Genomic DNA, 17,686 nt, shown 5'->3' with positions numbered 1-17,686 from the left:
GTCTTTGTCCAGTAGTCATCGGTCAGCGTTACAGCCTCCGCAGCGGCGAGACGCGCCAGAAACTGGTCGGCTGACTTCAAATCTCGTAGCTCGGCGCGATCCTGCTCCATTCTTGACTCAGGTGAAGAGGTGAAGCGAATCGTCCACCATCTAAGTGGTGTACACGGCCGAAGCTGAATGTTTCATACTCTGTAAAAACGCGGTATTGAAATTAGTGAAGCGTCGATAAGTTAATTGCGGCGCCCGATGTATCACCAACGTCAGTCCGATGCACCCCACGATCATCATCGCTGTATGCACCGGCCCACCAACGTCCCCCACTATTGAGCCGCCCGCCGCCTTATCGACGCCGCAATCCCCTTCGCCATCAGATCAAGCTCCTCCGCCGACACAGGCGCATTCCCCTTTGCATCCTTCGCGTTTCTCTCAACCAGGAGAAGCAGATTAGGCGTATCAACCGGTGCATTAGAATCCCCTTGCACCGTAGCCAGATACCCATAATCCGTCGAGCCGTCATCGCGTGTGATGATCGCCGATGTTTCAACGCCCTCCCGGCCATCGAGCTTGACCGTCCGGTAAGGCGCCGCACCAACAAGCTTGATCCGCTTGCCGATTCCGTATTCATAACCCCACACGAACTCGCTCTTTTGTTTAGACGTCAGCTTGGGGTCAACTGCCAACGCTTTCTCATCGAGAAAAAAAATTGTGACGTCGGGATGGTTCTTCAAACGAAACGATACGCCCACCTGGCGCGCCGAGTCTTTCCCGTTATCGGCAACGAACATGTCCGGCAGACATACACCATCGCCTTTGGGAATTTCGTAGGCATTGCGCGCGGAAAGACCCTTTAGAACCGCTTCAGTACGTTGCTTCGCCACAGAAGGATCCGACGATGACTCGCGAAAGCTGATTGCCCGCCCATTCTCATAAATGTAGAACCCAGCCGCACGATGCCCGGCCCAGGCAAATGCGTCCGGCCGTCCCGCCGGTATCACCTCAAACCGGCCGTTCTCATCGGTCGACGCTGAGCTCGAAACCACCCGCGTTTTAATCCCATCCAGGATCGAACCGAAGTCAGCATGCGACATCGATCCGGTTATCCGGAAAGTACCGTTATAAATAAAAACGGAGTGCATTGCCGGCTGATCGTCGGAAAACCGAATTGGATTTTCTTGCGGCTTGGAAAACGCGGTGGGAATGGTCAAAGCAACATCGACATCGCCAGGAATCGTCAATTCATAGCGGCCGACGCATTCCTGATGTGCTTCCGCCATGGCACGAGACGACACAGATTGCATCGCACACACCAACGACGCAAGTGCGACCAATTTCCAGCGACTTCTAAACTGTCTCATCAGCTAAGTTCTCCCCCCTTACTCGAATCGGCAGCCGACGCATCCTGTTCATATGCGTCAGTTGGTTTCGGCACCTGATAGTTCTCCGCAACAAGCGACGTGGCAAAACCCAAGTTGTTGTTCTCGCCTTTCGTCCACTCAATAGGAAGCGAAACAATGAATCCCGCGAGTTGGGACAAACTGGCCGCGGCCTTCTCGTGCTGCGGCTTCGCCCAGAAGGCCTCGTCGAAAGGCATCTTCCCACCAGTCGACTTTTTTTCCGGATCCCATGTTGGCCATATAGACGCGAAATCGCCTTGCTCATCCGGCGAATCTGACAAAGCTCGATTGCGAGGAATAAAGGAAAACGCCGCTTCATATAACTTCTGATTCGCGTCCGCCACCGTCTGTATCGCTTTCCAGTTCGCCGGATTAGCAGGCTGATTGATCGCTCCCATCAACTGCGTCGCCGGCCGGACGTTGCCCGCGATGCCAAACAATTTTTTCCAAACCTCCTGCCGCAGATGCCGTGCAAACGCCCTCGTCACCTTGACGTGGCCACTCCCGTCGATGTCGTGTTTCTCCGTTGCGCTATCCGCAACCAGAACGGCGATTTCAGAGTCCCGCGACCCCAACAGACTATAGCAGCCACATCATCTCCGCTACCAGTTGCTTAGCCGCGTCTTCAACGGGCGCGAGCTGCTGTTTCAGCTTCTCTAGGTACTTACCGTCGCCGAGGTCCGGCCTTCTGACGAAGTACTTGTCGAGCAGTTCCAGTGCCGATGACGTCCAAAGATGCTTGCTTGTGAGGACGGAACCGCTGCCTAGTAGCGCTGCTTCGCGCCAATGCGCGGCCGCCTCTAGGATCGATTTCGAATCGTCGTCGCCGCAGTACCTGCTCATATCATGCTCTCAGATTATTAGACGCGCCGACGCAGACGGGCGACAGTTGCCACAGTCGCGACGGCAAACGGGAGAATACTTTAAATATGATATCGGCGGAATGAAACTCGGTGGCTGCTCTAGTGCGTAATCCCCGGTGCGGAGGAAAATGAATCGGTAAAAAATCTTCAACAGAGATATCTGTGCATGCATCCTGGGATGCCGCGGGACGCGGACAGTCTGAACCATAAAAAAGACCCGTAAGTTTCTCAACTTACGGGTCCTGTGTTCTTACGTCATGCATTTATCTCAGCAGAGGAGGTCCTTCTTAAACATCAATATTCCCCGCCCGCAACGCATTCGACTCAATAAACGCCCGACGCGGCTCCACATCGTCCCCCATGAGCGTAGTGAAAATGCCATCAGCCGCAATAGCATCCTCAATCTGCACACGAAGCAAGCGACGCACAGTCGGATCCATCGTAGTCTCCCAAAGCTGCCCAGGGTTCATCTCACCGAGGCCCTTATAGCGCTGCTTCGAGATATTGCGCTCAGCATCAGCCAGCAACCACTTCATCGCACTCTTGAAGTCAGTAACAGCCATACTCCGCTCACCACGCTTAATGACAGCACCGACCCCAATCAACCCCTTAAACGTATTAGCAGTATTGATCAGCTGCTGGTAATCAGCGGTGAGTTGAAAATCCTGATCCAACACAGAAATCTTCTGATTCCCGTGATGCGTCCGCGCGACGCGCAACGAGCGCAGTTCACGCACCGGGTCATACATCGTCGTAACCTTAACTTCGGGCTTCAACGGATCATCCCGCAGCTTCGCTTCCAGAGCCTTAGCCGATGCATCAGCCGCTTCCTCGCTGGACAGATCGATCGCGATCCCATCCATCACAGCCTCGAGCGCGCCAGCGTCATACAACCGGCTCAGACGATTCACCACAGCCTGAGCCAGCAAATAAGCCCGAGCCAACTCACCCAACGCATCCCCAGTAATCGGCGTAGCCCCTTCAGAAGCCAGCAACTCCGACCCCTGCAAAGCCAGCTTCAGAATGTGAGCATTAACCTCAGCCTCATCCTTCAAATACCGCTCGTCCTTCCCGGCCTTGATCTTGAACAGCGGCGGCTGCGCGATATAGATATACCCACGCTCGATCATCTCCGGCATCTGCCGATAGAAGAACGTCAACAACAGCGTCCGAATGTGCGCACCGTCCACGTCAGCATCGGTCATGATAATGATGCGGTGATAACGCAGCTTATCGAGGTTGTAGTCTTCCTTACCAATCCCGCAACCGAGCGCGGTGATCAAAGTAACAATCTGCTCCGAAGAAAGCAGCTTGTCATAGCGTGCCTTCTCCACATTAAGCACCTTGCCGCGCAGCGGCAGAATCGCCTGAAACTTCCGATCCCGACCCTGCTTCGCCGACCCGCCTGCCGAGTCACCCTCGACGATATAAATCTCAGACTTGGCCGGATCCTTCTCCTGACAATCCGCCAGTTTCCCAGGCAACCCAACACCGTCGAGCACACCCTTGCGACGCGTCATCTCCCGCGCCTTCCGCGCCGCATCCCGCGCGCGCGCCGCATCCACAATCTTGCCGCAAATAATCTTCGCGTCATTCGGCGTCTCAAGCAGAAACTCTTCGAGCGCCTTCGCGACCACATCTTCCACTGGCGCGCGCACTTCCGACGACACCAGCTTGTCCTTCGTCTGCGCGCTGAACTTCGGTTCCGGCACCTTCACCGACAACACGCACGACAGCCCTTCACGCATATCGTCACCCGAAGTCTCAACCTTCGCCTTCTTAGCGACTTCGTGATCGTTGATGTACTTGTTCAACACGCGCGTCATCGCCGCACGCAACCCGGTCAAGTGCGTCCCACCATCACGCTGCGGAATGTTGTTCGTAAAGCACAGCACGTTTTCGTTGTAGCTGTCGTTCCACTGCATCGCCACTTCCACGCCCACGCCATCTTTCTCGCCGCTGATGTGGAAAATGTTCGGGTGCAGCACGGACTTGTTCTTGTTGATGTACTCGACAAAGCCCTTCACGCCGCCCACGAACGCGAAATCTTCTTCCTTGCCGGTGCGCTGGTCGGTCAGCTTGATCCGCACGCCGTTATTCAGGAACGACAGCTCGCGAATCCGCTTGGCCAGAATGTCGTAGTGATATTCGATGTTGCCGAAAATCGTCTCGTCCGCGAGGAAGTGCACTTCAGTGCCGCGGTTTTCGGTGTCGCCGGTGACTTGAATCGGCGAAACAGCCACGCCGTCGATCTCTTCGATAATGCGGTTCTGCGGCACGCCACGGTGGAATTCCATGAAGTGCTTCTTGCCGTCGCGGCGAATGGTCAAACGCAGCCATGCCGACAGCGCATTCACGCACGACACGCCCACGCCGTGCAGGCCGCCGGACACCTTGTAGCTGTTCTGGTCGAACTTGCCGCCGGCGTGCAACTCGGTCATCACAATTTCAGCGGCGCTGCGCTTCGGATCGTGCTTGTCGTCCATCTTCAGACCGGTCGGCACGCCGCGGCCGTTGTCGGTGATGGAAATGGAGTTGTCCGCGTGAATGATCACCTGGATGTCGTTGCAATGCCCCGCCAACGCTTCGTCGATGGAGTTGTCCAGCACTTCGAATACGAGGTGATGCAGACCGGTCCCGTCCGATGTATCCCCGATGTACATCCCGGGCCGCTTGCGCACCGCCTCCAGACCTTCGAGGATCTGAATCGAGGATGCGCCGTAGCTGTTGTCGGGTTGCGAATTGTTCGTTTCAGTCATGGATTTTTTCCGGTTCTGCGTTGCTGCAAGGTTGCTGCTCGGGACTTTTCAAAACACCATAAAAACGCCAAAGGGGCGCTGCGCCCCTTGGTGTGTTCTTGGTTTCTGGACGCGTTAGATGCGCATCGGCATCACGACGTATTTGAATTCGTCGTTCTCGGGAATCGTGATCAACGCGCTGGAGCTGGCGTCACCCAGGCTCACTTGCAACGTGTCGACCTTCAGGTTCGCGAGCACGTCGAGCAGATACGTGACGTTGAACCCGATATCGACGCTGTCGCCGTCGTATGCGATTTCCAGTTCTTCCTGCGCCTCTTCCTGATCGGCGTTGGTCGACATGATCTTCAACTGGCCCGGCTCGATAATGCAGCGCACGCCCTTGAATTTGTCCGAGGTCAGAATCGCGGCGCGTTGCAGCGAGCGCTGCAGTTCTTCACGGCCGATCACGAACTGATTCTTGTGCGACTTCGGAATCACGCGCTGGAAGTCGGGGAATTTGCCTTCCACCAGCTTCGACACCAGTTCGACCTGGCCGAACGTGAACTTGACCTGCGTCTGCGCGATGTCGATCTTCAGCGTGTCGTCGATGTCTTCCAGCAAACGCTGGAGTTCCAGAATCGTCTTGCGCGGAATGATCACTTCCTGACGCTGGAACGAGCCTTCGATCTTCATGGACGAGAACGCCAGACGATGGCCGTCCGTTGCGACCGCCATCAGCTGGTCGCCGTCCACCACCAGCAGCATGCCGTTCAGGTAGTAGCGGATGTCCTGCTGGGCCATCGAAAAATGGACCATGCCGAGCAACTGGCGGAACGTCTTTTGGGGAACCACGAGGTTCGCGCCGTAGTCTTTAGCTTGCGCGACCGTCGGGAATTCGTCCGCGGCGAGCGTTTGCAGCGCAAAGCGGCTCTTGCCGGATTGCACGGTCAGACGCTTGTCGTTCAGCGTGAGCGTGACCTGCCCGTCGGGCATGGCGCGCAGAATGTCGAGGAGCTTTCTTGCTGCCACCGTGGTCGCCACCGAATCGCCGCCCACGCCGAAATCGGCACGCGTGGTGATCTGCAACTCGAGGTCGGTCGACAGGAACGACACGTCAGGGCCGTTCTTGGTAATCAGCAAATTGGCGAGGATCGGCAACGTATGGCGGCGTTCGACGATGCCGCTCACGGTTTGCAGCGGCCTGAGGAGGTTATCGCGTTCGGTCTTGACCAGTTGCATAGAGTTCCTTCGTTGATATAACGGCCTGCGCGCCTTGCCAGGAAGCTTTTCCGCGCGCAGCCACGACTCCCCGCCGGCGCCACGCAGCGCCTGTCAAGGCGTGAAATCCGCCCACGGCCGCCGGGCGGTTAAACCTGTATTGTGCCTGAAAACGGAACCGCCTCACTAAAATGGGGGCGAGTTTGGAAATAAACAGGTCGTTTTTTCCAGACAGACCGCTCAGCCCTTCAGCGTCTGCTCCAGTACGTGCAGTTCGTGGTTCAGTTGCGCGTCCTTGCTGCGCTCGTCGGCAATTTTGCGCACTGCGTGCAGCACGGTGGTGTGGTCGCGCCCGCCGAACAGCTCGCCAATCTCCGGCAAGCTCTTCTGGGTCAGCTCCTTCGCCAGATACATGGCGATCTGCCGCGGCCGCGCGATGTTCGCGGGACGCTTCTTCGAATACATGTCCGCGACCTTGATGCTGTAGAAGTCAGCCGTGGTCTTCTGGATGTTTTCCACCGAAATCTGCCGGTTCTGCACCGTCAGCAGGTCTTTCAGCGCTTCTTTCGTCACTTCGATCGTGATTTCGCGGCCGTGGAACTTCGAGTACGCGAGGATCTTGCGCAACGCGCCTTCGAGTTCACGCACGTTCGAACGCAAGTGCTTGGCGACGAAGAACGCGACGTCCTCGTTCAGGCTCACGAACTCGGATTGCGCCTTGCGCATCAGAATCGCGACGCGCATCTCCAGCTCGGGCGGCTCGATCGCCACGGTCAGGCCAGAGTCGAAGCGCGAGATCAGGCGGTCGTCGATACCCGAAATTTCCTTCGGATACGTGTCGCTGGTGATGATCACCTGCGCCTTGTTCGCGACCAGCGCCTCGAACGCGTAGAAGAATTCCTCTTGTGTGCGCGACTTGCCTGAGAAAAATTGAATATCGTCGATCAGCAGCAGGTCGAGCGAGTGGTAGTAGCGCTTGAAATCGTCGAACGCCTTGCGCTGGTACGCCTTCACCACGTCGGACACGTACTGTTCAGCGTGGATGTAGCGAATCCGCGCGCCGGCCTTGTCCATCAGGAGCTGGTTGCCGATTGCGTGGATCAGGTGGGTCTTGCCCAGACCCACGCCGCCATACAGGAACAGCGGGTTGTAAGAGATGCCGGGGTTGTCGGCGACCTGAATTGCCGCGGCGCGCGCCAACTGGTTGGCCTTACCGGTCACGAAATTGTCGAAGGTCAGAACCGGGTTCAACTTGGAACGCTCGTACATCGAGTCGTTTTCGCCGCTGTTCGCGTTCGAACCCGCGCTTTGGCCCGGACGCCATGTGCGGCGGGCGGCCGCGGCTTCGTTCGCGTCGAGGCTGGGCAGATCGAGGTCGGCGGCATCTTCAGCCGCCGCGCGTGCGTTTGCGTTGTGTTCGGCTGCCGCGCGTGCGTTCGCGTTGAGGTTGGCCATCGCGTTGTTTGCGCCACCCGCGCGCGCGGCGTGCGCCGCTTGCACGGCGCCGACGGCCGCGTCCACCGCAGCGCCGTTGCCAGCGCTACCGCCCATCGAACCAGGTGCGGAAGCCAGGCGCGCCGGTGCCGGCGCGGCTGCCGCGGGGGCGCGCATACCGGCTTTCGGGTCCAGCACGAATTGGACGTCGACGGGGGCTTGCCAGAAATCGCGGGCCATATCCGCGATGCGGCCGGAGAACTGGCTCTTGACCCAGTCGAGCTTGAAACGGTTCGGCGCAGCGATGCTAAGCGTGTTCGCAGCGGCGTCGAAGGCGACCGGGGCCAACGGTTTGATCCACGTCACGTACTGCTGGGGCGTAAGCTCGCGCTCCAGCAATGCGGAACAGTGTTGCCAGAAATCGTTCATCGAGTTGCTGTCGTTATGGTGTGCACGGCGGTCGCCGCTGCCCCTGTCGCGCGCACGCAACAAGGCCCTGAGCAGCCAGGCTAACCAGGCGCAATGGCTCCAGGCGCTTGTGCCACAAGGGTTTGCGGGACAAGCGAGCCGGAGCCGCGTGCAGGATTTTTGGGAAGTAAGGCGAGATTCTAACGCCAAAACGGACCCGCAAGGGAGTTATCCACAGGGACGGATCATCGGGGGAACTCCTCGCGGGCCGCGGTCCAACCAGGCTAAACTATTGACGGTCAACGAAAAACCGGTTTAAATAGCGGGTTCCGCGAAAACCAATTCTGTAAACGCCCGGCCATTGCCGCTTCAGCGATGATCGTGCGGTTAATTTTCGATCAGTCGATCAAGTGAGAGCAACATGAAACGTACTTACCAACCCTCCGTTACCCGTCGCAAGCGCACCCACGGCTTCCGCGTTCGCATGAAGACCGCAGGTGGCCGCAAGGTCATCAACGCACGTCGCGCGAAGGGCCGCAAGCGCCTCGCCATCTAAGGCAGGCGAGCGGATTGCGCGCTCCGTTTGTGCCAGGTAGCGACGCCCGCGGTGAAGCGGGAACGGCTGGGGCGCTGCAACAGGGTTCGGTTCCGTTGCGAGCGCAAGCCGCCTTCCCAAAAGCCGCAAGGCTACTGAAAACGGATGAATTTTCATCCGTTTTTCGTTTGCGCCCGTGGCGCCGCACTGCGCACTTCGTGGTGTACGGCCGGCCCACCGGCAACGAAGCTCGCTTAGGCCTCGTGATCGGCAAGAAGTATGCGCCGCGCGCGGCCACGCGTAATCTGGTACGTCGAATCGCGCGTGAGGCCTTCCGGCTGCGTCGCGCGGAATTCGGCGGTTGGGATGTGCTGCTGCGTTTGCACACGCGCTTCGACAAGAAGGCTTTGCCGAGCGCCTCGTCGCCGCCGTTAAAGGCGCTGTGCCGCAGCGAAATCGAGGCGCTGCTCGACAAGGCAGCGCGCGAAATTACCCGTCGTGAGGCGCCGCCCGCGGAAGCGCCCAAGACGGAATGACGCTCAAGTGACCGCCCGCTTTGCAGTTCAGGCCGCCCAAGCAGCTTTGGCAGCCGTGCTGCGCGGGCGTCGCCCGGTATTCCACGTTGCGCGGCGCCGTCCGGCCGCACCAGCCATGCAAACGGTACTCTTCGCTTTACTGCGTTTTTACAAAGTTGCCGTGAGCCCAATGCTCGGCAACCGGTGCCGTTTTTACCCTTCCTGCTCTGATTACGCGCGCGAAGCAATCCAGTATCATGGCGCCGCGCGCGGGACTTATCTCGCCGCCAGGCGTATTTGCCGCTGCCACCCGTTTTCCGCGGGCGGCATCGATCTCGTCCCGCCTCCCACTTCTGAAAAGCGCTGACGCGCCGTTCCATCGACACTGAGACAACGCATGGATATCAAACGCACCGTCCTATGGGTCATCTTTTTCATGTCAGCGGTCATGCTGTTCGACAACTGGCAACGCGACCACGGACGCCCGTCGATGTTCTTCCCGAGCGCCACGCCGACCAAGACCGTCGGTAGCGCCGCACCGGGAACCACGACGCCGGGAACCCAGCCCGCCGATTTGCCGGCAACGAACGCAGCCGCACCGGGCAACGCGCCGGCGGCGACGCAAGCGCAACTGATCAAGTTCAGCACCGACGTCTATAGCGGCGAGATCGACACCCGCGGCGGCACGCTGTCGAAGCTGTCGCTCGTGAAGCAAGGCGACGGCAAGCAGCCGGATCTCGTCATCACACTGTTCGACCGCACCGCGAACCACACGTATCTGGCGCGCACGGGCCTGCTCGGCGGCGATTTTCCGAATCACAACGACATCTACACGCCGTTGCCGAACCAGCAACACGACCTGACGGGCAACGAACAATCGTTCCAGCTCAGCTTCGAGTCGCCGGTGAAGGGTGGCGTGAAGGTCATCAAGACCTACACGTTCACGCGTGGCAGCTATGTGATCGGCGTCGACACGAAGATCCAGAACGTCGGCACCACGCCGGTGAGCCCGTCGGTCTATATGGAACTGGTGCGTGACGACCAGCCGGTGGAAACGCCGCGCTTCTCGCACACGTTCATCGGGCCGGCTGTCTATACCGACCAGCATCACTTCCAGAAGATGACGTTCGGCGACATCGACAAGAACAAGCAGGACTACGCGACTTCGGCCGACAACGGCTGGATCGCGATGGTCCAGCATTACTTCGCGTCGGCCTGGATTCCGCAGCAAGGGGCGAAGCGCGACATCTACGTCGAGAAGATCGATCCGACGCTGTATCGCGTCGGCGTGAAGGAGCCGGTGGCGACCATCGCTCCGGGCCAAACCGTCGACGTGTCCGCTCGCCTGTTCGCCGGTCCGGAAGAAGAGCGCATGCTCGAAGGCATCGCGCCGGGTCTGGAGCTGGTGAAGGACTACGGCTGGGTGACGATCATCGCGAAGCCGCTGTTCTGGCTGCTCGAGAAGATCCACAGCTACGTCGGCAACTGGGGCTGGTCGATCGTGCTCCTCACGCTGCTGATCAAGGCGGTATTCTTCCCGCTGTCGGCTGCAAGCTACAAGTCGATGGCACGCATGAAGGCGATCACGCCGCGCATGCAGGCGCTGCGCGAACGCTTCAAGGGCGATCCGCAGAAGATGAACTCGGCGCTGATGGAGCTGTATAAGACCGAGAAGGTCAATCCGTTCGGCGGCTGTCTGCCGGTCGTGATCCAGATTCCGGTGTTCATCTCGCTGTACTGGGTGCTGCTGTCGTCGGTGGAAATGCGCGGCGCGCCGTGGATTCTGTGGATTCACGATCTGTCGCAACAGGATCCGTTCTTCATCCTGCCGGTGCTGATGGCCGTCTCGATGTTCCTGCAGACCAAGCTGAACCCGACGCCGCCGGACCCGGTTCAAGCCAAGATGATGATGTTCATGCCGATCGCGTTCTCGGTCATGTTCTTCTTCTTCCCGGCCGGTCTGGTGCTGTACTACGTCGTGAACAACGTGCTGTCGATCGCCCAGCAGTACTACATCACGCGGATGATGGGTCAGGCGAAGGCCAAAGCGGCCTGATGATGTTTTGCCTGAGGTGGGCGGCAACGCCCGCTCTCTGCAGGCTCTGATCCCAGTCAAAGCTGGCTGGTACAGCGGCAAAAGAAAAGCCGCCCGGTTTGCACCGGGCGGCTTTTTTGATGCTCGCGGGTAAACGCTTCACGCGATGCCGCCGTTACTCTTCTTCCGCGTCTTCGCCGTAAAAACGCACGATCATCTCTTCGACCAGAAAGCGGTCTTTCGGCGTGAGCGACTCGATCTTGGAAGCGAGCTCGATCGTTTCAGCCGACGGCGGATATTTCTCGCCACGCGCCAGCGGCCTGGCGTTCACGCCCGGCGACGGTCCGTAGTGCAGCCAATGCTCCTTGACGTTCAGCCATTCGGCTAACGTACGCAACTTATCGGGCTTGGGAATCGTCGTACCGGATAACCACTTGTGAGCGGTTTGCGGCGTCACTTCGCGCTCGCCTCGGTAGCGCAGATTGAATTGCTCGGCGAGCTTGGTCCCGCCGCGAATCTTGAGCGGCTCCAGCAGGTCCTTCAACCGTTTGGCGAAGGCGGCTTTTTCTTTGTTGGTCGGCATGAGCCGGATTGTGCAATTCAACGTCCAACCAGTTGACAACCGGGCAAGTTTAGTTTTAGCGTATTTGAGATACTTTTAGCTTGTAGTGCGCTTTGGGTAAAGCGTCGGCGGAATTTGTATTTTTTGGTGTTTTTTCCTTATCTGGTGCGCCTGTTCGCGATCTCACCGTCCTACAGCGTCCTATTTATTCTGAAGAAGCGCAGTAGTAATCCTAGCTTGTTTGAGATAAATCCCAACTGCTTGGATAATGCAGCTTCCGCCATCAATCAGAACTCGCGACACGGTCGCCGGATGCGCCCGCGTTACAATGCCTCGCGCCACGCTGCCCGGCGCCGCCCTGCCCTCCTCTCCGTTTTTGCCACGCTTTTTATGCTCACCACCGATTCCGATCCGATCGTCGCCATTGCCACCGCGCCCGGCCGTGGAGGGATCGGTGTCGTGCGGATTTCGTTCGGCCGCGCGGGCGAGGCGGCCGCCCAGCCGCTGATGCAGACGCTCACCGGCCAGATACTCGCGCCGCGCCATGCGAGCTACGTCCCGTTTCTCGACGCCAGCGGCAATGCGCTCGATCGCGGCATCGCGCTGTACTTTCCGGCACCGCATTCCTACACCGGCGAACACGTGCTCGAACTGCAAGGCCACGGCGGTCCGGTGGTGCTGCAACTCGTGCTGCAGCGTTGCATCGATGCCGGCCGCGCGTTCGGTTTGCGGCTAGCCGAACCGGGCGAATTCACGCGCCGCGCGTTCCTCAACGACAAGCTGGATCTGGCGCAAGCCGAAGCGGTCGCCGATCTGATCGAGGCCAGCACCGAGGCTGCCGCGCGTTCGGCGGGCCGCTCGCTCGACGGCGCGTTCTCGCGCGACATTCACGCGCTGGTCGAAGACGTGATCACGCTGCGCATGCTGGTCGAAGCGACGCTCGACTTCCCCGAAGAAGAAATCGACTTCCTCGAAGCCGCCGACGCTCGCGGCAAGCTCACGCGCATACGCGAGCGTCTCGCGCACGTGCTGAGCGAGGCACGGCAAGGCGCGTTGTTGCGCGAAGGACTCTCGGTGGTGCTGGCCGGGCAGCCGAACGTCGGAAAGTCGTCGCTGCTAAACGCGCTGGCCGGCGCTGAGTTGGCCATTGTCACGCCGATCGCCGGCACGACGCGCGACAAGGTCGCGCAGACGATTCAGATAGAAGGCATTCCGCTGCACGTGATCGACACAGCCGGCCTGCGCGATACCGAGGACGAAGTCGAAAAGATCGGCATTGCGCGCACATGGAGCGAAATCGAGCGCGCGGATGTGGTGCTGCATCTGCTCGATGCGCGCACCGGCATGACCGCTGAAGACGAGGCGATTGCCGGGCGTTTTCCGGGCGGTGTGCCGGTGGTGCGCGTGTTGAACAAGACGGACCTGACCGGCCTCGCGCCGACGACGCAGGCGCTCGACGCAGACCTCGATCTGAGCGAAGTGCGGCTGTCGGCGAAACAGGGCGATGGTGTTGCGCTGTTGCGCGACGAGTTGCTGCGGATCGCCGGCTGGCAAGCGGGCGCGGAAAGCGTGTATCTGGCGCGCGAGCGGCATCTGATTGCACTGCGCGCCGCCGAGGAGCATCTGGCGACTGCGGCAGCGCACGCCGATCAGAACTCGCAGGCGCTTGATTTGTTCGCCGAGGAACTGCGGCTCGCGCAGGATCAGTTGAATTCGATTACTGGTGAATTTAGTTCGGATGACCTGCTCGGAGTGATTTTTAGCAGGTTCTGTATTGGGAAGTGAGCGGGGATTGGGGAATTGGCTCTGAGGTCATATCCATAAAGGTTTTCTGAGGAATTCAAAGCACGGATTTGCGAGCAAAGAATCCCGCTGCGTTGACCCAAAATTCGCTAAATCTTTGGTACACATCCAACATGGGGTTTAAAATCGCCGCTATCCGCCAATCAGCGATCCGAGCATGCCCCGCTTAGCCGTCCCCCTCACCGAAGCCCAGATCCGCGCGCTCGAACCACGCGCCACCCGTTATTGCGTCGCTGACGGCAGCGGCCTCGTCATCGAAGTCATGACGACCGGCACCAAGGTCTGGCGCTTCCGCTACACGTTGAACGGCAAGCGTCAGCCGCTCGCCACGATCGGCGACTACCGGATGATCTCGCTGCGCGTCGCGCGGGCCAAAGCACAGAAATATGCGGAGATGGTCGCGCAAGGCATCTCGCCGGTCGCCACGGCGCGGCGCGACCGCGGCGCGGAAAGCAAAGCCGATGTCCTGCGCGAAGCCGCCGAGCTTTATCTCGCAACGGAAATGGCGGGCAAGTCGGAGGAATACCGGCGCACCACGCGTCGCGCGCTCGACAAGGATGTTCTACCCGCCATCGGGCACCTGCCGATCAAAGCCGTCACCGCCGACGACATCGTCGCGATATGCGACAGAATCAAAAGCCGTGGTTCGCCGAAGATGGCGCTGCATACGCGCAATGTCGTCAAGCGTCTCTACGAGTATCTGATCACCCGGCAACTCGCGGCCAGCAACCCGGCCGAGGTCGTGCCGGCGCGCTCCATCGCCACGTTCGACAGCCGCACCCGAGTGCTCTCGGGCGACGAGATCGGCACCATGTTTCGCTCGATCGACGCATCGGGCATTCGTCGGCCTCTGAAGTTGGCGCTGCACTTGCTCGTGCTGACGATGGTGCGCAAATCGGACCTGGTCGAATCGACGTGGGCCGAATTCGATCTGGACAAAGCGCTATGGACGATACCCGCTGCGCGTCTGAAAAAAGATCGTGATCAGCGAGTGCCGCTTTCGCAGCAGGCGGTCTCCACGCTGCGCGAGCTTTACCAAGCCCGGGCCAGCCGAAAGTTCGTATTCCCGAGCGTCAGGGGCGACGATCGGCCGATCGCCAAAAGTACGCTGAATCAGGCAGTCAAGGCGCTCGGCCTCGACGTGGAGCATTTCGTCCTGCATGACTTCCGGCGCACGGCAACGGCGCACCTGCGCGAGATCGCGCAGCCTTCGAGCGAAATAGACCGGGGTTCGGCTGAGATGCCCGAGCGTATCAAGCAAGACGCGAGCGCGGAGAATGACGCGAAGCAGCGTTGGGGCATGCAGCAATGGGCGGATTTTGTGGACGCGCAGATCGAAGGTGCACGCAGAGAGTCGACCAGCACGCCCTGAAGGGGCCGCGTCGGGTGCCTAGCCCTTAAACAAGAGATTATGATGGTACACAAAACCCATCACTCCAAACTCAACTAATTGTTCAAAAGAGTAAATTCAGTTTCTCACTAGGTTTCAAAGGTGAGGAATAATGGACGGATGAGCATCCGCCAAAATCGCATCACATGGACCTTTTCTCCCGCGTTTCATCGCCTAAACTGTAGGGTGGACGCAACTCGATACGGAGGCTCCCATGTCTGAATCGTTGATCGCTTATCTGCTGGGGCCTGCTGTCATGCTGCTGGTCGGCGTCGCTATCTGGGCCGCGTCCCACTACCACCAGAAGACAAAGCCGCAAAGACTCGAGCGCTGGCTCGACACGCACTATGCGGAGTGGCTGCATCACAGGCACTGAGTCGCGCATTTGAAATGAAAAGGCCGTCGCGTAACACGACGGCCTTTTTGCCTGTGGCGCGCGCAAAGATGCGCGCGCTCCACGATTGATTACCAACCCGGCTGCGGTTGCGGATACCCGTATTGCTGCTGCGGCGGTGCACCGCACGCCACGTAGGCACGTTGGTATTGGTCATAGCAGTATCCCGGCGGCGCTTGCGCATAGACCGGCGCGGGCTGATACGCCGGCTGCGCGTACACAGGCTGCTGGTAAGCCACCACCGGCGCTGGATTCAGCGCCGAGGTAACCACCGCCCCCAGCACGGCGCCGCCGATCAGCGCACCGACGACATCGCCGCCATTACCGTGCGCCGACGCTTGACCCGCCACGCTCAGACTTCCCACCATCACCAACGCCACTGCGATCTTTTTCATGTTTCACTCCCCGCCGTTCAGGCATGGAGCAGATTGTGGCTGGCGCGCGCAGAAATAGATGCTGCAAGTGGTAACCGGACATTACCCATGTAACGCCGCGCGGCGTTGCAGGGCAATGCGCGCGCAAGCGCTACCACTGGCACCTCCACCGAATCCAGCCTGATACCCGCTACCCCATTCCACCGATCAATGTAAAATCCGCCGCATAACCTGTCGGATAAATCCGGCAACTCGCCAAGCTCTCCGGCCCGTCGATCGCAGGATCGGACCACGTCGACAACACGGGTCGAGACAAGCGAAAAAAGTAAGGGGCGTGCGCGTGAAACAATGGACCATCCGGCAACGGATTCTGTGCAGCTTCGGGATCGTGCTGATCGTGATGCTGGCAATGGCAATCGTCACCTTCCAGCAGCTTGGCGGCATCGATCGCGACGCGAAGAGCCAGCAGCAGGACTCGATGCCCGGCCTCTACTACGCGACCGCGATGCGCGCGGCCTGGTTCGAGAACTACAGCGTCACGCAACGCCTCATCTACGTCGACGCGGACCCCGATTCCGTCAAGCGCGACACCGCACGTTTGCAGGAAACCCAGCAAACGCTTCAGAAGCTTATCAACGACTACGGCGTGACCATCGTCCGCGACGTCGATCGTGAGGTCTTCAACGATTTCCGCCAGCAACAGGCGCAGTACCTGCCGATCCAGGCTTCGGTGCTGGACAACCTGCCGGCATCGAAAGACAACGCCGAGCGCATCTTCAACACGCAACTTACGCCGCTCTGGGAAACCGGCCGCCTCTCCGTGCGCAAGCTGGTCGACGACAACAAGAGCTATGCCGACCAGGCCGCTGAAAGCATCCGCAGCTCGGTTGAGACGACCGGCATCGTGATGCTGGTGATGCTGCTGATCGCCGTCGTCGTCGCCGTGCTAGCCGGTTACTGGCTGTTGCGCGCCGTCACCACGCCGATGGCCAAAGTGCTGCAAGTCGTCGACGTGATGCGCACGGGCGACCTGACCCAGCGCCTGCAACTGAATCGCGCCGACGAAATCGGCGCGCTCGAAGCGGGCTTTAACCGCATGACCGACGAACTCACCGCGCTGGTCGGCCAGGCGCAAAAATCGGCGGTACAGGTGACGACATCGGTGACGGAAATCGCCGCGACATCGCGGGAACAGCAGGCCACCGCGAACGAAACCGCCGCCACCACCACCGAGATCGGCGCGACCTCGCGTGAAATCTTCGCGACCTCGCGCGACCTGCTGCGCACCATGAACGAAGTCTCGGAAGTGGCCGGCCAGTCGGCGGCGCTCGCGGGCACCGGCCACGCCGGTCTCGCGCGCATGGAAGAAACCATGCGTCTCGTGATGGAAGCGGCCGGCTCGGTCAACGCGAAGCTCGCAATCCTCAACGAGAAGGCCAGCAACATCAACCAGGTCGTCGCCACCATCACCAAGGTCGCGGACCAGACCAACCTGCTCTCGCTGAACGCGGCGATCGAAGCGGAGAAAGCCGGCGAATACGGCCGCGGCTTCGCGGTCGTGGCAACGGAGATCCGCCGCCTCGCCGATCAGACCGCCGTGGCGACTTACGACATCGAACAGATGGTCAAGGAGATCCAGTCCGCAGTGGCCGCCGGCGTGATGGGCATGGACAAGTTCTCCGAAGAAGTGCGGCGCGGCATGCTCGATGTGCAGAACGTCGGCGGCCATCTCACGCAGATCATCCAGCAGGTGCAGCAACTCGCGCCGCGCTTCTCGATGGTCAACGAAGGCATGCAGACGCAAGCCACCGGCGCCGAGCAGATCACCCAGGCGCTGACGCAACTCTCGGAGGCCGCGCAGCAGACGGCGGAATCGCTGCGTCAGTCGACCCAGGCGATCGACGATCTGACGCACGTCGCCAACAGTCTGCGCACGGGCGTGTCGCGCTTCAAGGTGACGGCCTGACGCGCCACGGCGCGCTGATCGAAGCCGACAGTCGCACGCCCTTCCACCGCCCACGCA

General features: G+C 59.9%; 16 protein-coding genes. 8 read left to right on the top strand and 8 right to left on the bottom strand.

The features are described from left to right. Nucleotides 1-320: 320 nt before the first annotated feature. The 6 genes from P0D73_RS24940 to dnaA form a co-directional block, all read right to left on the bottom strand. Nucleotides 321-1,298: a T6SS immunity protein Tli4 family protein gene (locus tag P0D73_RS24940; RefSeq protein WP_408312595.1), complete on the bottom strand. Its 978-nt coding sequence runs from the start codon at nt 1,296-1,298 to the stop codon at nt 321-323. 56 nt (nt 1,299-1,354) lie between these two features. Continuing rightward, nucleotides 1,355-1,834: a hypothetical protein gene (locus P0D73_RS24935; RefSeq protein WP_408433179.1), complete on the bottom strand. Its 480-nt coding sequence runs from the start codon at nt 1,832-1,834 to the stop codon at nt 1,355-1,357. Between the two features lie 139 nt (nt 1,835-1,973). Then, nucleotides 1,974-2,237, bottom strand: a complete 264-nt coding sequence (locus P0D73_RS24930) for a hypothetical protein (protein WP_408176287.1) — start codon at nt 2,235-2,237, stop codon at nt 1,974-1,976. Nucleotides 2,238-2,544: 307 nt separating this feature from the next. Next, the gene (gene gyrB, locus P0D73_RS24925) at nt 2,545-5,016 is read right to left on the bottom strand and encodes a DNA topoisomerase (ATP-hydrolyzing) subunit B (RefSeq protein WP_132376457.1); all 2,472 of its coding nucleotides are present in this window, start codon (nt 5,014-5,016) and stop codon (nt 2,545-2,547) included. 114 nt (nt 5,017-5,130) lie between these two features. Then, nucleotides 5,131-6,234 carry a DNA polymerase III subunit beta gene (gene dnaN / locus P0D73_RS24920; RefSeq protein ID WP_007180118.1) on the bottom strand — a complete coding sequence of 368 codons (1,104 nt, stop codon included), beginning with the start codon at nt 6,232-6,234 and terminating at the stop codon, nt 5,131-5,133. Nucleotides 6,235-6,453: 219 nt separating this feature from the next. Beyond that, nucleotides 6,454-8,076: a chromosomal replication initiator protein DnaA gene (gene dnaA / locus P0D73_RS24915; protein WP_408433177.1), complete on the bottom strand. Its 1,623-nt coding sequence runs from the start codon at nt 8,074-8,076 to the stop codon at nt 6,454-6,456. 400 nt (nt 8,077-8,476) lie between these two features. Between dnaA and rpmH the strand changes: the two genes are divergently transcribed. From rpmH to yidC, 4 genes are all read left to right on the top strand, one after another. Then, nucleotides 8,477-8,611 carry a 50S ribosomal protein L34 gene (rpmH, locus tag P0D73_RS24910; RefSeq protein WP_004198824.1) on the top strand — a complete coding sequence of 45 codons (135 nt, stop codon included), beginning with the start codon at nt 8,477-8,479 and terminating at the stop codon, nt 8,609-8,611. 14 nt (nt 8,612-8,625) lie between these two features. Then, the gene (locus tag P0D73_RS24905; RefSeq protein ID WP_408176290.1) at nt 8,626-9,126 is read left to right on the top strand and encodes a ribonuclease P protein component; all 501 of its coding nucleotides are present in this window, start codon (nt 8,626-8,628) and stop codon (nt 9,124-9,126) included. A 115-nt stretch (nt 9,127-9,241) separates the two neighbouring features. Beyond that, a complete protein-coding gene (gene yidD / locus P0D73_RS24900) occupies nt 9,242-9,472 on the top strand; it encodes a membrane protein insertion efficiency factor YidD (protein WP_081936011.1) in 231 nt (76 codons plus the stop codon). 30 nt (nt 9,473-9,502) lie between these two features. After that, nucleotides 9,503-11,161 (top strand): membrane protein insertase YidC, encoded by a 1,659-nt coding sequence (gene yidC, locus P0D73_RS24895; RefSeq protein ID WP_408176291.1) that lies wholly within the window; start codon nt 9,503-9,505, stop codon nt 11,159-11,161. Between the two features lie 154 nt (nt 11,162-11,315). On the opposite strand, the gene P0D73_RS24890 is transcribed toward yidC, so the two are convergent. Continuing rightward, nucleotides 11,316-11,723, bottom strand: coding sequence for a transcriptional regulator (locus tag P0D73_RS24890; protein ID WP_012434886.1), 408 nt, complete (start codon nt 11,721-11,723; stop codon nt 11,316-11,318). Nucleotides 11,724-12,092: 369 nt separating this feature from the next. On the opposite strand from P0D73_RS24890, the gene mnmE reads away from it, so the two are divergent. The 3 genes from mnmE (at nt 12,093) to P0D73_RS24875 (ending at nt 15,271) form a co-directional block, all read left to right on the top strand. After that, a complete protein-coding gene (gene mnmE, locus P0D73_RS24885) occupies nt 12,093-13,487 on the top strand; it encodes a tRNA uridine-5-carboxymethylaminomethyl(34) synthesis GTPase MnmE (RefSeq protein WP_408284548.1) in 1,395 nt (464 codons plus the stop codon). Nucleotides 13,488-13,662: 175 nt separating this feature from the next. After that, nucleotides 13,663-14,877 (top strand): tyrosine-type recombinase/integrase, encoded by a 1,215-nt coding sequence (locus P0D73_RS24880; RefSeq protein ID WP_408433175.1) that lies wholly within the window; start codon nt 13,663-13,665, stop codon nt 14,875-14,877. A gap of 232 nt (nt 14,878-15,109) precedes the next feature. After that, nucleotides 15,110-15,271, top strand: coding sequence for a hypothetical protein (locus P0D73_RS24875; protein ID WP_012434883.1), 162 nt, complete (start codon nt 15,110-15,112; stop codon nt 15,269-15,271). An 89-nt stretch (nt 15,272-15,360) separates the two neighbouring features. Here the strand turns inward: P0D73_RS24875 and P0D73_RS24870 are convergent, their stop codons facing one another. Then, on the bottom strand, nt 15,361-15,684 hold the full coding sequence (locus P0D73_RS24870) for an ecotin precursor (protein ID WP_132376462.1): 324 nt from the start codon (nt 15,682-15,684) through the stop codon (nt 15,361-15,363). A gap of 319 nt (nt 15,685-16,003) precedes the next feature. Between P0D73_RS24870 and P0D73_RS24865 the strand changes: the two genes are divergently transcribed. Further along, nucleotides 16,004-17,629, top strand: coding sequence for a methyl-accepting chemotaxis protein (locus P0D73_RS24865; protein ID WP_408433174.1), 1,626 nt, complete (start codon nt 16,004-16,006; stop codon nt 17,627-17,629). Nucleotides 17,630-17,686: the final 57 nt, after the last annotated feature.

Source organism: Paraburkholderia sp. RL18-101-BIB-B (assembly GCF_046026985.1).
Classification (GTDB): domain Bacteria; phylum Pseudomonadota; class Gammaproteobacteria; order Burkholderiales; family Burkholderiaceae; genus Paraburkholderia.
Note: the sequence above shows the minus strand (reverse complement) of the source record. Positions and strands in the feature narration are given on the sequence as shown.

Bases quoted from the DNA above. Each gene is read 5' to 3' on its own strand.
- dnaA (WP_408433177.1), bottom strand. From the start codon at position 8,076: ATGAACGATTTCTGGCAACACTGTTCCGCATTGCTGGAGCGCGAGCTT.
- yidD (WP_081936011.1), top strand. From the start codon at position 9,242: ATGCAAACGGTACTCTTCGCTTTACTGCGTTTTTACAAAGTTGCCGTG.
- P0D73_RS24930 (WP_408176287.1), bottom strand. From the start codon at position 2,237: ATGAGCAGGTACTGCGGCGACGACGATTCGAAATCGATCCTAGAGGCG.
- gyrB (WP_132376457.1), bottom strand. From the start codon at position 5,016: ATGACTGAAACGAACAATTCGCAACCCGACAACAGCTACGGCGCATCC.
- mnmE (WP_408284548.1), top strand. From the start codon at position 12,093: ATGCTCACCACCGATTCCGATCCGATCGTCGCCATTGCCACCGCGCCC.
- P0D73_RS24875 (WP_012434883.1), top strand. From the start codon at position 15,110: ATGTCTGAATCGTTGATCGCTTATCTGCTGGGGCCTGCTGTCATGCTG.
- dnaN (WP_007180118.1), bottom strand. From the start codon at position 6,234: ATGCAACTGGTCAAGACCGAACGCGATAACCTCCTCAGGCCGCTGCAA.
- P0D73_RS24890 (WP_012434886.1), bottom strand. From the start codon at position 11,723: ATGCCGACCAACAAAGAAAAAGCCGCCTTCGCCAAACGGTTGAAGGAC.
- P0D73_RS24880 (WP_408433175.1), top strand. From the start codon at position 13,663: ATGCCCCGCTTAGCCGTCCCCCTCACCGAAGCCCAGATCCGCGCGCTC.
- P0D73_RS24940 (WP_408312595.1), bottom strand. From the start codon at position 1,298: ATGCAATCTGTGTCGTCTCGTGCCATGGCGGAAGCACATCAGGAATGC.
- P0D73_RS24870 (WP_132376462.1), bottom strand. From the start codon at position 15,684: ATGAAAAAGATCGCAGTGGCGTTGGTGATGGTGGGAAGTCTGAGCGTG.
- yidC (WP_408176291.1), top strand. From the start codon at position 9,503: ATGGATATCAAACGCACCGTCCTATGGGTCATCTTTTTCATGTCAGCG.
- rpmH (WP_004198824.1), top strand. From the start codon at position 8,477: ATGAAACGTACTTACCAACCCTCCGTTACCCGTCGCAAGCGCACCCAC.